This window comes from Enterobacter oligotrophicus (genome assembly GCF_009176645.1).
GTDB classification, from domain to species: domain Bacteria; phylum Pseudomonadota; class Gammaproteobacteria; order Enterobacterales; family Enterobacteriaceae; genus Enterobacter; species Enterobacter oligotrophicus.
Genome location: NZ_AP019007.1, coordinates 1055811 through 1074688 on the forward strand (window position 1 = coordinate 1055811; position 18878 = coordinate 1074688).

17 protein-coding genes and 1 tRNA gene are annotated in these 18878 nt (G+C 55.4%); 5 read left to right on the forward strand and 13 right to left on the reverse strand.

Translation table 11 applies throughout. The features are described from left to right. Positions 1 to 62: 62 nt before the first annotated feature. Both EoCCA6_RS05000 and fabB read right to left on the reverse strand, forming a co-directional pair. Positions 63 to 1241: an MFS transporter gene (locus tag EoCCA6_RS05000; RefSeq protein WP_152081740.1), complete on the reverse strand. Its 1179-nt coding sequence runs from the start codon at positions 1239 to 1241 to the stop codon at positions 63 to 65. Positions 1242 to 1446: 205 nt separating this feature from the next. After that, on the reverse strand, positions 1447 to 2664 hold the full coding sequence (fabB, locus tag EoCCA6_RS05005) for a beta-ketoacyl-ACP synthase I (protein ID WP_152081741.1): 1218 nt from the start codon (positions 2662 to 2664) through the stop codon (positions 1447 to 1449). A 158-nt stretch (positions 2665 to 2822) separates the two neighbouring features. Between fabB and mnmC the strand changes: the two genes are divergently transcribed. After that, positions 2823 to 4820: a bifunctional tRNA (5-methylaminomethyl-2-thiouridine)(34)-methyltransferase MnmC2/FAD-dependent 5-carboxymethylaminomethyl-2-thiouridine(34) oxidoreductase MnmC1 gene (gene mnmC / locus EoCCA6_RS05010; protein ID WP_152081742.1), complete on the forward strand. Its 1998-nt coding sequence runs from the start codon at positions 2823 to 2825 to the stop codon at positions 4818 to 4820. 97 nt (positions 4821 to 4917) lie between these two features. Here the strand turns inward: mnmC and EoCCA6_RS05015 are convergent, their stop codons facing one another. Genes EoCCA6_RS05015 through prmB form a run of 6 tightly spaced genes read right to left on the reverse strand, consistent with a single transcriptional unit; the run spans position 4918 to position 9466 of the window. Beyond that, entirely contained in the window at positions 4918 to 5193 is a 276-nt protein-coding gene (locus EoCCA6_RS05015; RefSeq protein WP_152081743.1) for a YfcL family protein, read from the reverse strand. Between the two features lie 13 nt (positions 5194 to 5206). Continuing rightward, positions 5207 to 5752: an elongation factor P hydroxylase gene (locus EoCCA6_RS05020; RefSeq protein ID WP_152081744.1), complete on the reverse strand. Its 546-nt coding sequence runs from the start codon at positions 5750 to 5752 to the stop codon at positions 5207 to 5209. After that, positions 5752 to 6561 carry a sulfite exporter TauE/SafE family protein gene (locus tag EoCCA6_RS05025; RefSeq protein ID WP_152081745.1) on the reverse strand — a complete coding sequence of 270 codons (810 nt, stop codon included), beginning with the start codon at positions 6559 to 6561 and terminating at the stop codon, positions 5752 to 5754. Before EoCCA6_RS05025 ends, EoCCA6_RS05020 begins: the two co-directional genes overlap by 1 nt. Next, entirely contained in the window at positions 6561 to 7385 is an 825-nt protein-coding gene (gene mepA / locus EoCCA6_RS05030; RefSeq protein WP_152081746.1) for a penicillin-insensitive murein endopeptidase, read from the reverse strand. The genes EoCCA6_RS05025 and mepA overlap by 1 nt, the downstream gene beginning before the upstream one ends. Positions 7386 to 7387: 2 nt before the next feature. Then, a complete protein-coding gene (gene aroC / locus EoCCA6_RS05035; protein ID WP_152081747.1) occupies positions 7388 to 8473 on the reverse strand; it encodes a chorismate synthase in 1086 nt (361 codons plus the stop codon). A gap of 60 nt (positions 8474 to 8533) precedes the next feature. Next, complete coding sequence (gene prmB / locus EoCCA6_RS05040; RefSeq protein WP_023312578.1) at positions 8534 to 9466, reverse strand: 50S ribosomal protein L3 N(5)-glutamine methyltransferase; 933 nt, start codon at positions 9464 to 9466, stop codon at positions 8534 to 8536. 145 nt (positions 9467 to 9611) lie between these two features. Here prmB and smrB point away from each other — a divergent pair, with 145 nt between their 5' ends. After that, positions 9612 to 10163, forward strand: coding sequence for an endonuclease SmrB (gene smrB / locus EoCCA6_RS05045; RefSeq protein WP_152081748.1), 552 nt, complete (start codon positions 9612 to 9614; stop codon positions 10161 to 10163). Between the two features lie 49 nt (positions 10164 to 10212). Here the strand turns inward: smrB and sixA are convergent, their stop codons facing one another. From sixA to EoCCA6_RS05065, 4 genes are all read right to left on the reverse strand, one after another. After that, positions 10213 to 10698 carry a phosphohistidine phosphatase SixA gene (sixA, locus tag EoCCA6_RS05050; protein WP_152081749.1) on the reverse strand — a complete coding sequence of 162 codons (486 nt, stop codon included), beginning with the start codon at positions 10696 to 10698 and terminating at the stop codon, positions 10213 to 10215. Positions 10699 to 10907: 209 nt separating this feature from the next. Beyond that, entirely contained in the window at positions 10908 to 13055 is a 2148-nt protein-coding gene (gene fadJ, locus EoCCA6_RS05055) for a fatty acid oxidation complex subunit alpha FadJ (protein ID WP_152081750.1), read from the reverse strand. Further along, positions 13055 to 14365 (reverse strand): acetyl-CoA C-acyltransferase FadI, encoded by a 1311-nt coding sequence (gene fadI / locus EoCCA6_RS05060; RefSeq protein WP_152081751.1) that lies wholly within the window; start codon positions 14363 to 14365, stop codon positions 13055 to 13057. Before fadI ends, fadJ begins: the two co-directional genes overlap by 1 nt. A 245-nt stretch (positions 14366 to 14610) precedes the next feature. Next, on the reverse strand, positions 14611 to 14895 hold the full coding sequence (locus EoCCA6_RS05065) for a YfcZ/YiiS family protein (RefSeq protein ID WP_152081752.1): 285 nt from the start codon (positions 14893 to 14895) through the stop codon (positions 14611 to 14613). 372 nt (positions 14896 to 15267) lie between these two features. Between EoCCA6_RS05065 and fadL the strand changes: the two genes are divergently transcribed. Next, complete coding sequence (gene fadL, locus EoCCA6_RS05070) at positions 15268 to 16551, forward strand: long-chain fatty acid transporter FadL (protein WP_152081753.1); 1284 nt, start codon at positions 15268 to 15270, stop codon at positions 16549 to 16551. Positions 16552 to 16595: 44 nt separating this feature from the next. Here the strand turns inward: fadL and mlaA are convergent, their stop codons facing one another. Next, a complete protein-coding gene (gene mlaA / locus EoCCA6_RS05075) occupies positions 16596 to 17348 on the reverse strand; it encodes a phospholipid-binding lipoprotein MlaA (protein ID WP_152081754.1) in 753 nt (250 codons plus the stop codon). 314 nt (positions 17349 to 17662) lie between these two features. Between mlaA and EoCCA6_RS05080 the strand changes: the two genes are divergently transcribed. Both EoCCA6_RS05080 and EoCCA6_RS05085 read left to right on the forward strand, forming a co-directional pair. Beyond that, complete coding sequence (locus EoCCA6_RS05080) at positions 17663 to 18592, forward strand: formate/nitrite transporter family protein (protein WP_152081755.1); 930 nt, start codon at positions 17663 to 17665, stop codon at positions 18590 to 18592. Positions 18593 to 18667: 75 nt separating this feature from the next. Next, positions 18668 to 18742 (forward strand) — tRNA-Arg (locus EoCCA6_RS05085). The last annotated feature ends 136 nt before the right edge of the window (positions 18743 to 18878 follow it).

Consider the following 18878-nt stretch of genomic DNA (forward strand, 5'->3'; position numbering starts at 1 on the left):
CTTACCCGGCCTACGCTTCGCGCGTTTGTAGGCCTGGTAAGCGAAGCGCCACCAGGCAAAAACTACGACCTGCGAAACGCCACCAGCGTCACCACGATCCCCACCACCGCAGAAACCGCACCGGCCAGGAAGACAGACGGGTAGCCAAACGACGTGGCCAGCAGCCCTGCCAGCGGCCCGGTCACGCCGTATGAGATATCCTGAAACGCCGCATAACCGCCGAGCGCCGTGCCGCGGACCTGCGGTGCGACGCGTTTGACCACCTCAACGCCGAGCGCCGGGAAGATCAGCGAGCAACCGCAGCCGGTCAGTGCGGCCCCCAACAGCGCAACAGGTGCCACCGGAGCATGCCAGAGCAGCAGCAGACCCACCGTCTCAATCATCAGGGATACGACAGCAACCTTCACGCCGCCAAAGCGATCCGGCATCCAGCCAAACAGCACGCGCATCATGACGAACGCGCCGCCAAATGCGGTGAGCGTAAAGCCCGCCATCGCCCAGCCGCGGCTCATAAAGTACAGCGAAACGAAGGTGCCAATCACCGCAAAACCCACACCCTGCAGCGCCAGCCCAAGACCCGGCTGCCAGATTTGGCCGACCACGCTCCAGAGCGAAGGACGTTCGCCTTTATGGGCCGGCACTTTGCGTACCGAGCCGTTGAACGCCCACGCCAGGAGCGGCAGCACCATTGTGGTTCCGGCCAGTGCGGCAAACCCAAACTGACTGTGGATGAGCAACCCAAGCGGCGCGCCTGCTGCCAGTGCGCCATAGATGGCCATGCCGTTCCAGGACATCACTTTGCCCGAACGCGCAGGGCCTACCAGCCCCATTCCCCAGGTCAGAGTGCCAGTCAGCAACTGGCTCTCACCAAAGCCGAGGATTAAGCGCCCCACAACCAGCAGTGCAAATTTGTACATCGGCTCCACCGGCAGCAACGCGGCTAACAGCCACGCCCCGCCTGCCAGCCCGCAGGCGAACATGCCCTGCAGCGCCGAGCGTTTTGCCCCGTGCTGATCGGCCAGGCGTCCGGCATAACCGCGGGTTAACACCGTGGCTAAAAACTGAATACCAACGGCGATGCCAACCATGGTGTTGCCATAGCCCAGCTCCTGGTGAACGAACAACGGGATCACCGGCAAAGGCAGGCCAACGGTCATATAGGTCAGGAATACCGCAAACGCGATACGAAACAGCGAGACGTTCGCTGAAGAGGTTGTTTCTGTTTGAATTACTGCAGTCATGCTTTACTCCGAAATGAAGAGTAAGGCGGGGAAAAGCCACGCCCCCTCTACCTGACTATCAGGATTAAGGTGCGTTGGATGACGTTAAACGCTTACGCATTATCGTGAGGATAATGTTGAGGTGTGAAGTTTGCCTGTGAGATCAGCTGGTTGTCAATGCATAAAAAAAGGAGCCATCAGGCTCCTTTCTCACAAAGCGTGAAACTTACGCTTTCAGCTTACGCATCACCAGCGTGGCGTTAGTTCCGCCGAAACCGAAGCTGTTGGACATGACGGTAGTCAGCGTCGCATCAGTTGGTTTAGTGACGATGTTCAGGCCAGCCGCCTGCTCGTCCATCTCTTCGATGTTGATGCTTGGCGCGATAAAGCCATTTTCCAGCATCAGCAGAGAGTAAATCGCTTCCTGCACGCCAGCCGCCCCCAGAGAGTGGCCGGTCATGGCTTTGGTTGCAGAGATAGCCGGGCTGTTGTCGCCGAACACTTCGCGGATCGCGCCCAGCTCTTTTACGTCGCCTACCGGAGTAGAAGTACCGTGAGAGTTCAGGTAGTCGATTGGCGTATCAACACCGTGCATCGCCATCTTCATGCAACGCACTGCGCCTTCACCGGATGGTGCAACCATATCAGCGCCATCGGACGTTGCGCCGTAGCCCACGATCTCAGCGTAGATGTGTGCACCGCGTGCCAGCGCGTGTTCCAGCTCTTCAACCACAACCATACCGCCGCCGCCAGCGATAATGAAACCGTCACGGTGTGCATCATAGGTACGGGATGCTTTTTCCGGCGTTTCGTTGTATTTGGTGGACAGTGCGCCCATCGCATCGAACTCACAGGCCATTTCCCAGCCCAGCTCTTCGCCGCCGCCAGCAAACACGATGTCCTGTTTACCCAGCTGGATCTGCTCGACCGCGTTACCGATACAGTGAGCAGACGTTGCACACGCAGAGCTGATGGAGTAGTTAACGCCGTGGATTTTGAACGGCGTGGCGAGGCAGGCAGAAACCGCTGAACCCATCGCTTTGGTCACAACGTATGGACCCACCGCTTTCAGGCCGCGCGGGCTACGCATCGCGTCCGCACCGAATACCTGCGCTTTAGACGAACCGCCGGAACCGGCAATCAGACCCACGCGTGGGTTGTTCTGATAAACGTCTTCGCTCAGGCCAGCATCTTTGATCGCTTCCTGCATGGAAAGATAGGCGTAGATAGAGGCATCGTTCATGAAACGAACCACTTTACGGTCAATCAAACCGGTGGTGTCCAGTTTGACGTTACCCCATACGTGGCTACGCATTCCCGAATCTTTAAACTCTTCAGAGAAAGTGATCCCGGAGCGTCCTTCACGCAGAGATGCCAGGACTTCCTGCTGGTTATTACCGATGCTGGAAACAATGCCCAGGCCAGTAATCACTGCACGTTTCATTCAATACCTCTGTAAGTCGCACTATAATAAGTTTCGAGTCGCACAATAGCGTACACTTGTACGCCGAACAAGTCCGATCAGCCATTTTCTGTGGAAATTTGCACCCTCAGGCTCACATCGTTAAGATCGTGCCACTGCCTGTCAGACGAGTAACTTACGTGAAACAAAACGCTATACAACCCGCCAACCTCGAATTCAACGCTGAGGGTACACCTGTTTCCCGAGATTTTGATGACGTCTACTTTTCTAATGATAACGGACTGGAAGAAACCCGTTATGTTTTCCTTGAAGGAAACCGTCTCAGCGTCCGTTTTCCGACCCATCCACGCAGTCTTTTTGTCGTGGCGGAAAGCGGTTTCGGAACCGGGCTGAATTTTCTGACCCTCTGGCAGGCGTTTGATCGGTTTCGCTCCGCCCATCCTGAGGCTACGCTACAAAGATTACATTTCATCAGTTTCGAAAAATTTCCGCTCACCGCACACGATCTGCGGCTTGCTCATCAGCACTGGCCGGAACTTGCACCGTGGGCGGAACAACTCCAGGCGCAGTGGCCTCCGGCCATTGGCGGCTGCCATCGCCTGCTGCTGGACGGCGGGCGCGTCACCCTCGATTTATGGCTGGGGGACATCAACGATCTGACCGATAAACTCGACGACTCAATGAATCAGAAAGTGGACGCGTGGTTCCTGGACGGTTTTGCACCTGCGAAAAACCCGGACATGTGGAGTCAGCATCTGTTTACTGCGATGGCGCGTCTGGCGCGTCCTGGCGCAACACTTGCGACGTTTACCTCGGCAGGCTTTGTCCGCCGCGGGTTGCAGGAGGCCGGTTTTACCCTGCAAAAGACCAAAGGCTTTGGCCGCAAGCGCGAGATGCTGGTCGGAAGAATGGATCAGACGCTGGCGCTCCCCGCTCAGGCTCCCTGGTTTGCACGCAGCGCCAGCACATCACGTGGGGTGGCGATAATCGGCGGAGGGATCGCCAGCGCCCTGCTTTCGCTTGCGCTGTTGCAGCGTGGCTGGCAGGTTACGCTCTACTGCGCCGACGCCGCTCCTGCGAATGGCGCGTCGGGAAATCGCCAGGGGGCACTCTATCCCCTGCTGAGCGCTCACGATCCTGCACTGTTCCAGTTCTTCCCGGCGGCGTTTACTTTCGCCCGTCGTCTGTATGACATGCTGCCAGTGACCTTCGACCATGACTGGTGCGGCGTGACGCAACTCGGCTGGGACGAGAAAAGCCAGCAGAAAATCGCGCAAATGCTGTCCCTGGGTCTGCCGCAAGCGATCGCCCGCGCGGTGAATGCGCAGCAGGTCGCTGAAACCACTGGCGTCGATACCGGCTGCGGCGGTATTCAGTACCCGCTCGGTGGCTGGCTGTCCCCGGCCAAACTGACGGCTGCGGCGATAGCCCTGGCACAATCACGTGGGCTGACGGTGCACTACGCGCACAAAGTTGAATCGCTTAGCCGGACAGAAGGCTGGAATCTGCGTTTTGCTGATGGCAAAGAAGCGCAGCATCCCTGCGTGGTGCTGGCGAACGGGCACAATATCAGCCAGTTTACCCAGACAGACAATCTGCCACTTTATCCGGTTGGTGGACAGGTGAGCCATATTCCGTCAGCGCCGACGCTGGAGAAACTTCGCCAGGTGCTGTGTTATGACGGCTATCTGACGCCACAAAACCCGTCTGACGGTCATCACTGCATAGGTGCCAGTTACCATCGCGGTAAAACGGACACGCATTACAGCGAAGCGGATCAGCAGCAAAACCGTCAACGCTTGCTTGACTGTTTCCCGCAGGCTGTTTGGGCGAAAGAGGTTGATATCAGCGCAGGTGAAGCGCGCTGTGGCGTGCGCTGTGCCACCCGCGATCATCTGCCGATGGCAGGAAATGTGCCGGACTACGAGGCAACGCTTGAGGCCTATCAGGCCCTTGCAGAAAACCGGGATACGGCAGTGAGCGCACCGGTCTATCCGGAACTGTTTATGCTGGGTGGATTAGGGTCACGAGGGTTGTGCTCAGCGCCGTTGCTGGCTGAAGTGTTGGCCGCGCAAATGAGCGGCGAGCCGATCCCGCTGGACAGGGTTACGCTTGCGGGACTGAATCCGAATCGCTTGTGGGTGCGGAAGCTGCTGAAGGGGAAAATGGTTAAGTAAAGTGCGGCCTGGTGCCCTCACCCTAACCCTCTCCCACAGGGAGAGGGGATATTCGTAGGCCCGGTAAGCGCAGCGCCACCGGGCGAAAAACGATGGCTCAGCGTTTAGCCTGCTGGAACAAATTGTCCCACATGCCCAGCACCAGTGACTGGTCGCGTGGAGAAAGTTCACCGGCCTGGATAGCTTTCTCCAGGCTACGGGTGACTTCTTCGTGCACCGCTTCGGCAGAGTGATCGTCCCCTGCTTCCAGCTCGGCGATTGCCAGCGTCAGGTGACCACGCAGATAACCGCTGGCGAACAGCTCATCATCACTGGCGTGTTCCACCATGTCATCAATTAACGCCAGAATGCGTGATTCAAATTCTGCGATCATCTTCTTTCCTCTGTTAAAGATCTTCCGGCCACGGGAAGCATTCCGCCGTAATTTCCGGCGTGTGGTAATAATCCTGTAATGCCTTGATAAAGCGCGCCGGACGTTCCGGGATGCCCTTTTCAAGGTACTCCATCACCTGCGCATGAACGCGGCGCTGGAAAACAATACGGTCTGGCTCGAAGTCACCTTCGAGGTTGTCACAGCTGACGTTGAACGGATAACCTGCCGCCACACAGAACAGCCAGTCGAACGCCTGGGGTTTCACTTCAACATCTTCAAACTGCCCTTGCGTTGCGGCGTCACGCCCGTCCGGGCAATACCAGTAACCGAAGTCCACCAGCTCGCGACGCGCTTTCCCCGCAATACACCAGTGCGAAATCTCATGTAAGCCACTGGCATAGAAGCCGTGTGCGAACACGATGCGATGGTAGGGAACCTCATCATCTGCAGGAAGATAGATCGGTTCGTCGTCGCCTTTAATCAGACGGGTATTAAAATCGTCGGCAAAGCAGCCGTTAAAAATCTCAATTAACTGTTCGTAGTTATGCGTACTGTTCATTAGTTCATCCCCAACCAGTGGAGGATCTCCTGTCCGTGGCTGTCATAGAGCAGTTTGGCACTCATCACCGCCGAGACCACAACGATCATCGGGCGAATGAGCTTTTGCCCCTTACTTAATACCAGACGCGAGCCCGCGCGCGCGCCCAAAAACTGTCCTGCCATCATCACAAACCCGGTTGCCCAGATGACTTTGCCGCCAATGATAAACAGTAGCAGGCCGCCAACGTTGGAGGTGGCGTTAAGCACTTTGGCATGGGCGGTGGATTTGGCGAGGTTAAAACCAGCAAGCGTCACAAACGCCAGCGCGTAGAACGAACCAGCACCTGGACCAAAGAAGCCATCGTAAAAGCCGACACAGCCACCAGCGATCAGCGCAAACGGCAGACCGTGCAGACGACGCTGCCTGTCTTCTTCACCGAGCCGCGGCATCAGCAAAAAGTAGAGGCCAATACAGATAACCAGCACCGGCAAAATCTGGCGCAAAATGTCAGACTGCACGTGCTGAACCAGCAGCGCGCCTGAGGTCGAGCCGATAAAGGTCATCAGGATATTGAGTTTCTGATCGGCGAGGCTCACCACTTTGCGACGAATAAAATAGAGTGACGCAGAGAGTGAGCCACCGCAAGCCTGCAACTTGTTGGTGGCAAGCGCCTGAGCGGGACTCATGCCCGCCGCCAGCAGTGCCGGAACGGTCAGTAAACCGCCGCCGCCCGCCAGCGCATCGATAAACCCGGCTAACATCGCAACAAAAAAGAGCACCGCCAACAGCAGCGGTGACACCATAAACAGATCGACGAAATTATCCATTAAAGTACATGCTCATCCAGTAGCGCCTGGCAGGAAGGCGGCAACGGCGGCGGTGTCTTCTTCTCAGGCTTAGAGGTTCCAGGTTTGGCGGGTTCAAACCAGCTTTGCAGCTCATAACCACAGCCATCGCCTGGCGGTGGAAGTGGCTGATCTTCACATTCAAGGCTGTTCGCCGGGCAGCGCAGACGGACATGCATATGCGCACGATGCTGGAACCACGGACGCACTTTGCGCAGCCAGTCGCGATCGGTTCCGGCATCCAGACAGAGCTGCTGCTTAATCGCCGGGTTAACAAAAATTCGCGTAACGTCGTTATCTTTCGCCGCCAGCTTGATCATGCTGGACACATCCTGTGACCAGAGCGATGGCACCACGCGTTTACCGTCGCGCGAAACCAGATCCAGCGCCTGCGGTTTCAACAGCTGTGCAGAACTCCAGCGCGCTTTCGGCAACTGCAGGAAGATATCTACGTCCAGTCCGGTCTGGTGGCTGGCGTGCCCGCCGTTAAAACGCCCTCCGGCAGGCATGCCCATATCGCCAATCAGCATCGTGCCCAGCCCCAGGTTATGTACCTGGTTGCCCAGACGCTGGATAAACAGCACCAGGTCCGGGTGGCCGAAATAACGGCGCTGGTCGGTTCGCATCACCTGATAAGTGTCAGACTGCAAAGGAAGTTCCTGTGCGCCGACAATACAGCCGTTGGAAAAAGCGCCTATAGACTGCGCGCTTCCCGCCACCGGGTGGGTGATTTTTTGCCAGGGGGTGGCGGCCAGACTGGCTCCACTGGCAAGCAGTGCCAGCAGAGCGATTACGGTTTTTTTCATGTTTACCAGCGTGGAATGGTGGTCGTCACATCCGCATTCTGCGCGCGCTGGCGCAGGAAGTGATCCATCAGCACGATCGCCAGCATCGCTTCTGCGATCGGCACCGCACGGATACCCACGCAAGGATCGTGACGCCCTTTAGTGATCATCTCAACTTCTTCGCCAGAGCGGTTAATGGTATGACCCGGTACGGTTATACTGGAGGTCGGCTTCAGCGCAATGTTGGCAATAATCTGCTGTCCGCTGCTGATACCACCCAAAATGCCGCCCGCATGGTTGCTCTGGAAACCGTCTTTCGTGATTTCGTCACGGTTCTGGCTGCCGCGAAGCTGAACCACGTCAAAACCGTCGCCAATTTCCACGCCCTTCACCGCGTTAATGCTCATCAGCGCGTGGGCGATGTCAGCGTCGAGGCGGTCAAATACCGGCTCACCCCAGCCTGGCGGTACGCCGTCAGCCACCACGGTGACTTTGGCTCCGATGGAGTCGCCCTCTTTTTTCAGGCCGCGCATCAGTTCGTCCAGCGCATCCAGCTTGTCTGCATCAGCGCAGAAGAACGGATTTTGTTCAACCAGGTCCCAGTCTTTGATCGCCAGCGGAATGTCGCCCATCTGGGTCAGACAGCCGCGGATCACGATGCCAAATTTCTGCTGCAGGTATTTCTTGGCAATCGCCCCTGCCGCCACGCGCATCGCGGTTTCACGCGCGGATGAACGTCCGCCGCCACGATAGTCGCGGAAGCCGTATTTTTGCTCGTAGGTATAGTCGGCATGGCCCGGACGGAATACGTCTTTAATGGCACCGTAATCCTGGGAACGCTGATCGGTGTTTTCAATCAGCAGACCAATGCTGGTGCCGGTGGTGCGGCCTTCGAAAACGCCGGAAAGGATCTTAACCTGGTCCGGCTCGCGACGCTGCGTGGTGTAGCGAGAGGTGCCCGGACGACGACGGTCGAGGTCGTGCTGTAAATCTGCTTCGGTCAGTTCGATGCCAGGCGGTACGCCATCAACGATACAACCCAGTGCCAGCCCGTGCGACTCACCAAAGGTGGTCACGCGGAATACTTGTCCAATACTGTTTCCTGCCATCACGGCTCCGATGTCGTTATTTGTGTTTGAGCGTTGTGAAACGGGCCGAAGCCCGCTGGATTAATCTTTATAGATACTGAAGTGTTCGCGCGCGTCGAGAAGCTGCGCTTTAGTCAGCATAAAGACGCCGTCACCGCCGTTATCGAACTCAAGCCAGGTGAACGGCACATCCGGGTACTGCTCTATCAGATGTACCATGCTGTTACCCACTTCACAAATCAGAACGCCGTCATCGGTCAGATAATCCGGCGCGCAGGCCAGAATACGGCGCGTCAGTTTCAGGCCGTCAGACCCTGACGCCAGCCCCAGCTCCGGCTCGTGGCGATATTCGTTTGGCAGATCGGACATGTCTTCCGCATCGACGTAAGGCGGATTAGTCACAATCAGATCGTATTGCAGGGTTGGCAAGTCACGGAACAGGTCAGAACGGATTGGCGTGACGTGGTGGATCAGCCCGTGCTCTTCGATGTTGTGCTCGGTCACGGCCAGCGCATCGGTAGAGATATCCACCGCGTCCACCTCCGCTTCCGGGAAGGCGTAAGCGCAGGCAATTGCGATACAGCCGCTGCCGGTACACATATCGAGAATGTGCTGCGGCTGATGGTTAATCAGGCCTTCAAAGTGGTTGTTAATCAGCTCGCCAATCGGGGAGCGCGGCACCAGCACGCGTTCATCGACGTAGAACTCGTGGCCGCAGAACCAGGCTTTGTTGGTCAGATAGGCAACCGGAATGCGTTCGTTCACGCGGCGGATCACGCGCTCAACAATGCGGTGTTTTTCGCTGGAGGTCAGGCGCGCGGTGCGCATGTCTTCCGGGATATCCAGCGGCAGATAGAGAGACGGCAGCACCAGCTGGACCGCCTCATCCCACGGGTTATCAGTACCGTGCCCGTACCAGATATTCGCGGCGCTGAAGCGGCTTACCGACCAGCGCAACATGTCCTGTATGGTATGCAGCTCGTTTACTGCTTCATCGACAAAAATTTTATCCACTCTTTCCTCCAGGGCATGCTCGCATAATTTTCGGCGGCTAGTTTGCCATGAAGACGGGGATAAATCAGCAATGACGCGTACCGCTTGAGGTTAAAAAATGCGTTTAGTCAGGTACACTGAGGGAAATAAGAGATGAGACGGACTAATGAAAAAGAAAACCACGCTTAATGAGGAGGATCAGGCGCTCTTCCGACAGCTCATGACCGGGACGCGTCAAATCAAACAGGACACCATTGTCCACCGCCCGCTGCGCAAAAAAATCACCGAAGTACCGGTCAAACGTCTGCTTCAGGAGCAGGCGGATAACAGCCACTATTTTTCAGACGAATTTCAGCCGCTGCTTAATACACAGGGGGCCGTGAAGTACGTACGGGAAGACGTCAGCCATTTCGAACTGAAAAAGTTACGCCGTGGCGATTATTCGCCAGAGCTGTTTCTCGACCTGCATGGCTTAACGCAGATGCAGGCGAAACAGGAGCTGGGCGCGTTGATTGCCGCCTGTCGCCGCGAACATGTGTTTTGCGCCTGCGTGATGCATGGCCACGGTAAACATATTCTTAAGCAACAGACGCCGCTGTGGCTGGCTCAGCATCCACACGTGATGGCTTTTCATCAGGCACCGAAAGAGTACGGCGGAGATGCCGCATTGCTGGTGTTGATTGAAGTTGAGGAGTGGCAGCCGCCTGAGTTGCTCTGACAGAACAGCGGGAGGCAAATCGCTGCATCCCGCTGGATCACACGTCACGTCAGATCGCTTTTGCCATCTTCAGGTTGCATGGGCTCATTTGCCAGTTGAAGACCCCTTTGCCGGTTTCGTCGAGGGTGACGTTGGCAATGGCGGACGTGGTGAACATCGGTGGCGTTTCGCCAGGGCACAGTTCAGACACCAGGTAGCCAACCAGTGGCAGGTGAGAGATAACCAGCACGGAAGCGACACCTTCGTTGCACAGCGCCTGGAGATAGGCACTCACAAGACCGACATCACCACACGGTGTGAGTTCAGGGAGTACATCTGCGTTGTCTGGCAGGTTCATACACTCCCCGACCACATCCAGCGTCTGTTCTGCACGCAGGAACGGACTCACCAGAACGCGTTCAATGTCCACTTTTTGACCTTTAAGCCAGGTAGCCATCTGACGGGATTCGTCGCAGCCACAGACTGTCAAAGGACGTACTGAGTCACTGGCGGCATCGAGTGCCGCGTCGCCGTGACGCATGATAAAAACTTGCATATTGCACCGCTTTTGTTAACCAGAATCACCGGCGTTGACGACCTGCGTTTACCGCTGCGAGGTAGAAAACCCGATGGCCGGGCATTGTGCCTGATCCATTCGGTGAATGAAACGCTGTTTTTTACCTCAATGGCGTAAGTATAGTCAATCTCTGTTTACAAATTCGCCAGAACAGGTTCATTCACCTCAGAATTTACCCTTCTTTGACCTCAGCTTACGAGGACAGTTTCCCTTGCAGGCCAAAATGTCTGGCCCCGTTCCGCCATCTGCAATAATTCATCACACGGTGTAAACCGTGGACCGTACTGCGTGGCAAGACGTTGCAGGATCGCAACCACTTCACCCGCCCCGAGGGAATCCATGTAACGGAACGGGCCGCCAAGAAACGGCGGGAAACCAATACCAAACACAGCGCCGATGTCGCCATCGCGCGCGCTTTTGACAACCTGCTCACCAAAGCAGCGAGCCGCCTCGTTAAGCATCATCATGACACAGCGCTCAGCACACTGAACCGCCGACAGTTTTCCCTGACCAGTGGCCGAAATAAGCCCATAAACCGAAGGGTCGACCTGTTTCTTGCTTTTACGCCCTTTTGCAGCGTAAAGATAGAAACCGCGTTCATTTTTTCTGCCTTTGCGATCGTCCTTCAAAATTGCGGAAACAATGTTTGCAGGCGGGCTAAAACGATCGCCGTAAGCGGCTTCCAGCACAGGTATAATTTTAGTGCCGGTGTCTATTCCTACCTCATCCAAAAGTTGGATTGGGCCAACAGGGAAACCAAACTTTACCAGCGCCTCATCGACGTGTTCGATCTTCTCCCCTTCCGTCAACAGCCGCATCGCCTCGTTGATATACGGTGCCAGAATCCGGTTGACGTAAAAGCCCGCTTTGTCCGCTACCACGACTGGCGTTTTGCCCTGCTTTTTCGCGAGCTTTACCACGGTGGCAACGGTTCGCGGGCTGGTCGTGGCGTGCGGTATCACTTCCACCAGCGGCATCTTTTCGACCGGGCTAAAGAAGTGCAGGCCAATCACCTGCTCCGGTCGTGCGGCTTTCGCCGCGATGTCGCCAATCGGTAATGAAGACGTATTTGAGGCAAAAATAGTGTGCGGCGCACAGTGCTGTTCAACGTCCGCCACCATCTGCTGCTTGAGCGCCAGATCTTCAAATACCGCTTCGATAACCAGATCGCGATGTGCAAAACCACTGTAATCCGTGGTGCCGGTAATCATCGCCAGGGTCTTATCTCGTTCGCTTGCCTTGATATGGCGGCGCTTGACCTTTTGATCAAGGTTTTGCCAGCTGTACTGCAGCGCATGGTTGATCCCTTTTGGGCTAATGTCTTTGATTCGCACGGGCAACTTGCCTTTGCTGGCGGTTACAAATGCGATCCCGCCGCCCATCAAGCCCCCACCCAGCACCCCAACGGCATGCAGCGGCGCAGGTTCAGCTTCGCTTCCCGGATCTTTTTTCACCTCAGTGCTGGCAAAGAAAATGCTGCGCAGCGCCTGAGACTGCGGGGTCATCGCCAGTTCGCCAAAGGCTTTTGCTTCTGCGGCATAACCGCTGCTGCTGCCCTGAGATAACCCGGTTTCGATAACCTCAAGAATTCGCTTTGCCGCCGGATAGTTGCCTTTGGTTTTTTGTTCGGTTTTTTGGCCGACCATCCGGAACAGCAGGGCTCGCCCCAGTGGCCCGGCCAGAATGCGCTCGCGCACCGGCAAAGGACGTTTGGCCTGACGGCCTTTCAGCGCCAGCTCAACGGCGGCCTCCAGCAAAATCGAATGCGGAACCACCTCGTCTACCAGCCCTGCTTTCAGAGCCTGACGAGGGCGAAGTTGTTTACCGGTTAAGATCATCTCCAGCGCCGTGCTGACGCCCACCAGACGCGGCAGCCGCTGCGTTCCGCCAGAGCCTGGCAACAGCCCTAACTGCACTTCCGGCAAGCCCAGCACGGTTTTGGCATCGTCAGTACAAATGCGGCTATGGCAGGCCAGCGCAAGCTCCAGCCCCCCGCCCAGACACGCGCCGTGGATTGCCGCGATAACCGGAATCGACAGCGCATGGATCTCCGCCATCACCTGCTGCCCCTGACGCGCCAGATCTTCGGCTTCCTGCGCGCTTTGCGCACGGGCGATCATGTTAATGTCCGCCCCGGCAATAAAGTTATCCGGCTTGGCTGAGATAAAGACCAGACCCCGAATCGCTTTGTTCTCGCGGATCTGCTTTAACATCCCGCGCACCTGAACGCCAAATTCGGCCTTCAGGGTATTCATCTTTTCATCCGGCACATCAATAGTGATAACGGCAACGTTATCGAGGCGAACCGTCAAATTAAACGCAGATGGCATATCCATTATTCAGCCTCCAGAACCATAGCCGCGCCCAGACCGCCCGCCGCACAGGCGGTGACGAGACCAAATCCGCCGCCACGGCGACGTAACTCGTGTAATGTTTGCGTGATCATACGCGCGCCTGTTGCTGCAAACGGGTGACCGTAGGCGATCGAGCCGCCCAGCACGTTAAACTTGCTCTCGTCCACCTCTCCGGTGGCGTGAGCGCGGCCAAGAACATCGCGCGCAAAACGTTCGCTTGCCAGCAATTGCAGGTTAGCCAGCGTCTGCGCGGCAAAGGCTTCGTGCATGTCAATCAGGGTTATATCAGAAAGGGTCAGCCCCGCGCGCTCCAGCGCCAGCGGCGTTGACCAGGCAGGCCCCAACAGCATATCCTGCCAGACGTCAATCGCCGTAAAGGCGTAGCTGCGCAGATAGCCCAGCGGTTTGATGCCCAGCTCTTTCGCGCGGGACTCTGTCATCAGGATCACAGCGGCAGCCCCGTCCGTCAGTGGCGTACTGTTGGCCGCCGTGACGGTGCCGTGCTTGCGGTCAAACGCCGGACGCAGTTTTGCGTAATCTGCCAGCGTCGAGGTGCCGCGGATATTGTTATCCTCCGCGAGCGGTTCGCGATAAGGCGGAATGTAGGCGGTCATCACCTCATCGGCCAGTTTGCCTTCCGACCAGGCTTTTGCGGCGAACTGATGCGAGCGATGCGCCAGCGCATCCTGCTGCTCACGTGTGATGCCATAGGTTTTCGCCATCTGCTCAGCGGTGTCACCCATACGCAGGCCGGTGGAATATTCAGCCACCGCAGGGGGAACAGGCATGAGATCGCGCAAGCGTAAACGAGAGAAGAGTTTGAGTTTCTGTCCGGTCGTGCGGGCTTTGTTGGCGTCCACCAGGATGCGCGCCAGCTTTTTACTGACGCCTATAGGCAACACTGAGGAGGAGTCCGCCCCGCCGGCGATCCCGGCGCGGATCGTGCCTGCCATCAGACTTTCCGCTACGTTCGCCACCGCCTGGAAGCTGGTCGCACAGGCGCGGCTGACGCTGTAGGCATCGGTGTGGACATTCATTCCCGTGCCGAGGACAATTTCACGCGCGATATTTGGCGCTTCCGGCATTTGAACCACCTGGCCAAAGACCAGTTGCTCAATGACCTCTGGTGGTATTTCGCTGCGAGCCAGCATCTCCCCCACCACCATTTTCCCCAGATCGATAGCCGGGACGCCGTGAAAGGCGGTCGCCTGGCGTGCAAACGGCGTGCGCAGGCCGCTAACAATGGCAATGCGGTCACCTTGTCGGGTGATAAGCGGTAATGCCTGACTCATAACACTCCCCTGTAAAATTTTTTCACACATATAAAGTGGTCTGACCTGATAACAGTCTTAACCATTTTTTTACATTGAGCCAATCGGGGAAACGAAAAAGTGCGAGCTAAGACACAGAGAAGAAAAAGAAAATGCCCCTGCATGGCAGAGGCATTTGTGCGGTTTGTTGCCGGGTGGAGGCGTTGCCTTACCCGGCCTACACGATCGTAGGCCCGTGCAAGCGAAGCGCCGCCGGGCAAAAAGGATTAACGCAGGCCTAACTGGAAAATCAGCGTTTCGGCTTCACAGGCGAATACAAAGTCGATATACAGCTTCACACCGCCTTCCACTTCGGTGAAGGTGGACTTGATTTCACACGGATCGGATTCAACGTCGCGCGCACGTTTGCTCAGCGCGGCCAGGGTTTCTTCCGCTTCAGCGCGGTCAGTGAACACACGACTGTAAGAGGCGGTGCAATCGGTGTTGTCCATAATGGTGCCAACATCCATACAGCAGCAAACCGGGGTTTCATCAGCACTGCATTTACTCATAGCTCAATTTCCTCTGTATTCGCGCGTGGCGCGAGATAAACACGATGCTGATATTTTACGCCCCGACGCTGGCTCCCTCCAGCCGTTAATGAGGCAAAATCGGATAAGTGACCAATATCACACTAAAAAATGATCTAAAACAAAATTCACCTTTTTGGGTGAGCAGTGATGGTCACAATTTTGCCAACCAGATCTCGTTTCAAGAAACATCTCTGAAAATATTAATAAACAAACTTGCAACATTCTAGCTGGTCAGACCTATACTCACGCCACTGGTCTGATTTGTATGTAATACCACAGACCCTACACTTCGCGCTCCTGTTACGGTATGTAACAATTATTGAATAAAAATAACTCAATGAGGTTATGGTCATGAGCCAGAAAACCCTGTTCAAAAAGACTGCGTTAGCAGTTGCAGTGGCAATCGTCTCAACGTCCGCCTGGTCAGCGGGCTTCCAGTTAAACGAATTTTCTTCCTCTGGCCTTGGCCGTGCGTATTCCGGGGAAGGTGCAATTGCTGATGATGCAGGTAACGCGAGTCGTAACCCTGCACTGATCATGATGTTTGATCGCCCGACTTTCTCCGCCGGTGCTGTTTATATCGATCCAGATGTCAACATTTCGGGTAAGTCGCCATTCACTGGCGCAAGCCTGAAAGCGGATAATATTGCGCCAACCGCGTGGGTTCCTAACCTGCACTTCGTCGCCCCTATCAATGAGCAATTTGGTTGGGGTGCCTCCGTAACCTCTAACTATGGCCTGGCTACGGAGTTCAACAGTAACTATCCGGCGGGTGAATACGGCGGTAAAACCGATCTTACGACGCTGAACCTTAACCTGAGCGGTGCGTATCGTCTTAACGATAACTGGAGCTTTGGTCTGGGCTTTGATGCCGTCTACGCTGATGCAAAAATCGAGCGTTATTCCGGTGAACAAACAGCTGCACTGCCGAAAAACAGCAGTAAAATCGCCAGCCTCAAAGGCGATGAATGGGGTTACGGCTGGAACGCAGGTATTCTCTATGAGCTGGACAAAAATAACCGCTGGGGTCTGACCTATCGCTCAGAAGTCAAAATTGATTTCGATGGCGATTACAAAAGCGGCATCCTGAGCCCGGTAAACGGCATGGTTCCAGGCGCAGGCACGACAATCCCATGGGGGACGTCCGGCCAAACCGTACCAGGTTCACTGTCACTGCATCTGCCAGAAATGTGGGAAGTCTCCGGTTACAACCGCGTCGCGCCACAGTGGGCCATTCACTATAGCCTGGCATACACCAGTTGGAGCCAGTTCCAGGAGCTGAAAGCAACTGGCAACAACGGCCAGACGCTGTTCTATAAGGACGAAAGTTTCCACGACGCCTACCGTATTGCGCTGGGTACAACCTACTATATGGATGATAACTGGACGTTCCGTACCGGTATCGCATTTGATGACAGCCCGGTTCCGGCTGACAAGCGTTCCATCTCCATTCCGGATCAGGACCGCTTCTGGTTGAGTGCTGGTGCAACCTACGCTTTCAACGAGAATGCATCAATCGATGCGGGCGTCTCTTATATGCACGGTCAGAAAGTGACGTTCCAGGAAGGCCCTTACGAGTTTACCTCTGAAGGTAAAGCCTGGCTGTTCGGTACGAACTTCAACTACGCGTTCTAATCACGCGGGCATTAAAAAAGGTGAGCATCGCTCACCTTTTTTGTTTATTCCGAATCGATATCTTTTAATTCGTTTTCGATTGCCTTCGCGTTCGGATTGTCTTCCGGCTTCAGCTTGCCGCCATTGGCAATAAAGTCATGGTTCTGGAAGTAGGCTTCACGCACCATGATATACGGGTCAGAAGACTGACGCAGCAGGCCGTCGGAGTCGAGCAACTGTGCTCGGGTCTCGATACCCTCCACCGTCCATTTCCCAATCGACAGCGGCCAGGTCAGCCACGACAGCACCGGATAAAGTGTATCCACCATATCCCCCCCGTCATCACGCACGGTGAAGCTACCGTAGAATGGCAGGTGTACATAAGGGCCATACCCCACGCCATAGTGCCCTAACGTGCTGCCGAAACGGTGCGGCTGTTCACGCTGAAGTTTCGGGTTCGCCATACCGGCGACGTCAATAAAGCCGCCCATCCCCAGCAGTGAGTTCAGGAAGAAGCGGGTGAAATGCACCATGCCCTGATACGGATCGCCCTGCAGGAAAAAGTTCACCATCACCGCAGGCTCTTCCAGGTTACTGGTGAAATTGCTCAGCCCGTTGCGCGCAGGTTGGGGAACGTAATCGCGCCAGGCAACTGCCACCGGACGAACCACGTAAGGGTCCAGCACGTTATAGTTGAAGCTATACATTGAACGGTTAAATCCTTCGAGAGGATCGGAGCGTCCCGTTTGCTCTCCAGAGCTGGCGCAGCCCACAAGCATCGTTGCGCCCAGCGCAAGCGCCGACAGCCGAAGTTTCATAAATATCTCCCTGTTCAGTATGGCTATCGTTGATTGCCATCCGTAACGGAGCGCCTGACGCTCCGTCTCAAAACGTGCAAGTGATTGTAACAGCACGTTTCACGATGTCTATGAGTACAGTTACAGACGGAAAACACCGTCACGCTGATCTCAGCATAGCCTGACTTTAAGAATTCGTTTCGCTGGCAATTTTATAATGGCTTTGAAGGAGATGTATCACCTTTGTTGCCATTCACGCCAATTTAAGAGCATCCCCACGGGGATTCCATCAAAAGCCGCTACGCTTAATAGAAAGATTTTCTGCCGGAGTGGTTATGAAAGACGTTAACGAAGAAAAAATTGGCGAGAGGAATGAGGAACATGAAATTGAGAGTGAGGAAAAGGATCGCGGCGAGAAGATAGAAATAGATGAGGACCGCCTCCCTTCGCGTGCCATGGCCATTCATGAGCACATTCGTCAGGATGGTGAAAAAGAGATGGAGCGTGATGCGATGGCGCTGTTGTGGTCCGCTATTGCAGCCGGCCTGTCGATGGGCGCTTCCCTGCTGGCAAAAGGGATATTTCACGTTCAGCTTGAGGGCGTACCGGGGGGATTTTTACTGGAGAACCTTGGCTACACCTTCGGCTTTATCATCGTCATTATGGCCCGCCAGCAACTGTTCACAGAAAACACCGTGACGGCCGTTCTGCCCGTCATGCAAAACCCTACCCTCGGAAACTTCGGTTTACTGATGCGTCTGTGGAGCGTCGTGCTGTTGGGGAATCTCATCGGTACGGGGGTCGCGGCATGGGCTTTTGAATATATGCCGATTTTTGATGAACCCACACGGGATGCATTTGTGAAAATCGGTATGGACGTGATGAAAAATACGCCTCTCGAAATGTTCTCAAATGCCATTATCTCCGGCTGGATCATTGCCACCATGGTGTGGATGTTCCCCTCCGCAGGCAGCGCAAAGATAGTGGTGATCATTTTGATGACGTGGCTAATTGCGCTGGCCGACACGACACACATCGTGGTCGGTACGGTTGAAATACTGTATCTGGTCTTTAACGGCACACTGCACTGGAGCGATTTTTTCTGGCCTTTCGCCCTTCCTACCCTCGCAGGGAATATTTGCGGCGGAACCTTTATCTTCGCTCTTCTGAGCCATGCACAGATCCGCAACGATATGTCTAACAAGCGTAAGGCCGAGCTTAAAGCACAGGAAAGTGATGATAAAGCTGCAAAAAAATCGGCCTGAATGGTGACTCTTTGAGCAGTCAGGCGGCGATACGCTTAACGCAAAGTGTAAATAACGCTATACTCTTGCCGCCTCGTCCCCTTAGTTAAATGGATATAACGAGCCCCTCCTAAGGGCTAGTTGCAGGTTCGATTCCTGCAGGGGACACCAGCACTCCTTGAATTTCTTTTCTGAAGCTCATCTTTTACCCTATAAATCAATCACCTCCGTACCTGCCGCTTTTTTAGTCAAAAACGATCGATAGCACATAATCAGTAACGGTGCTACATTATGCCGCCCACCCAAC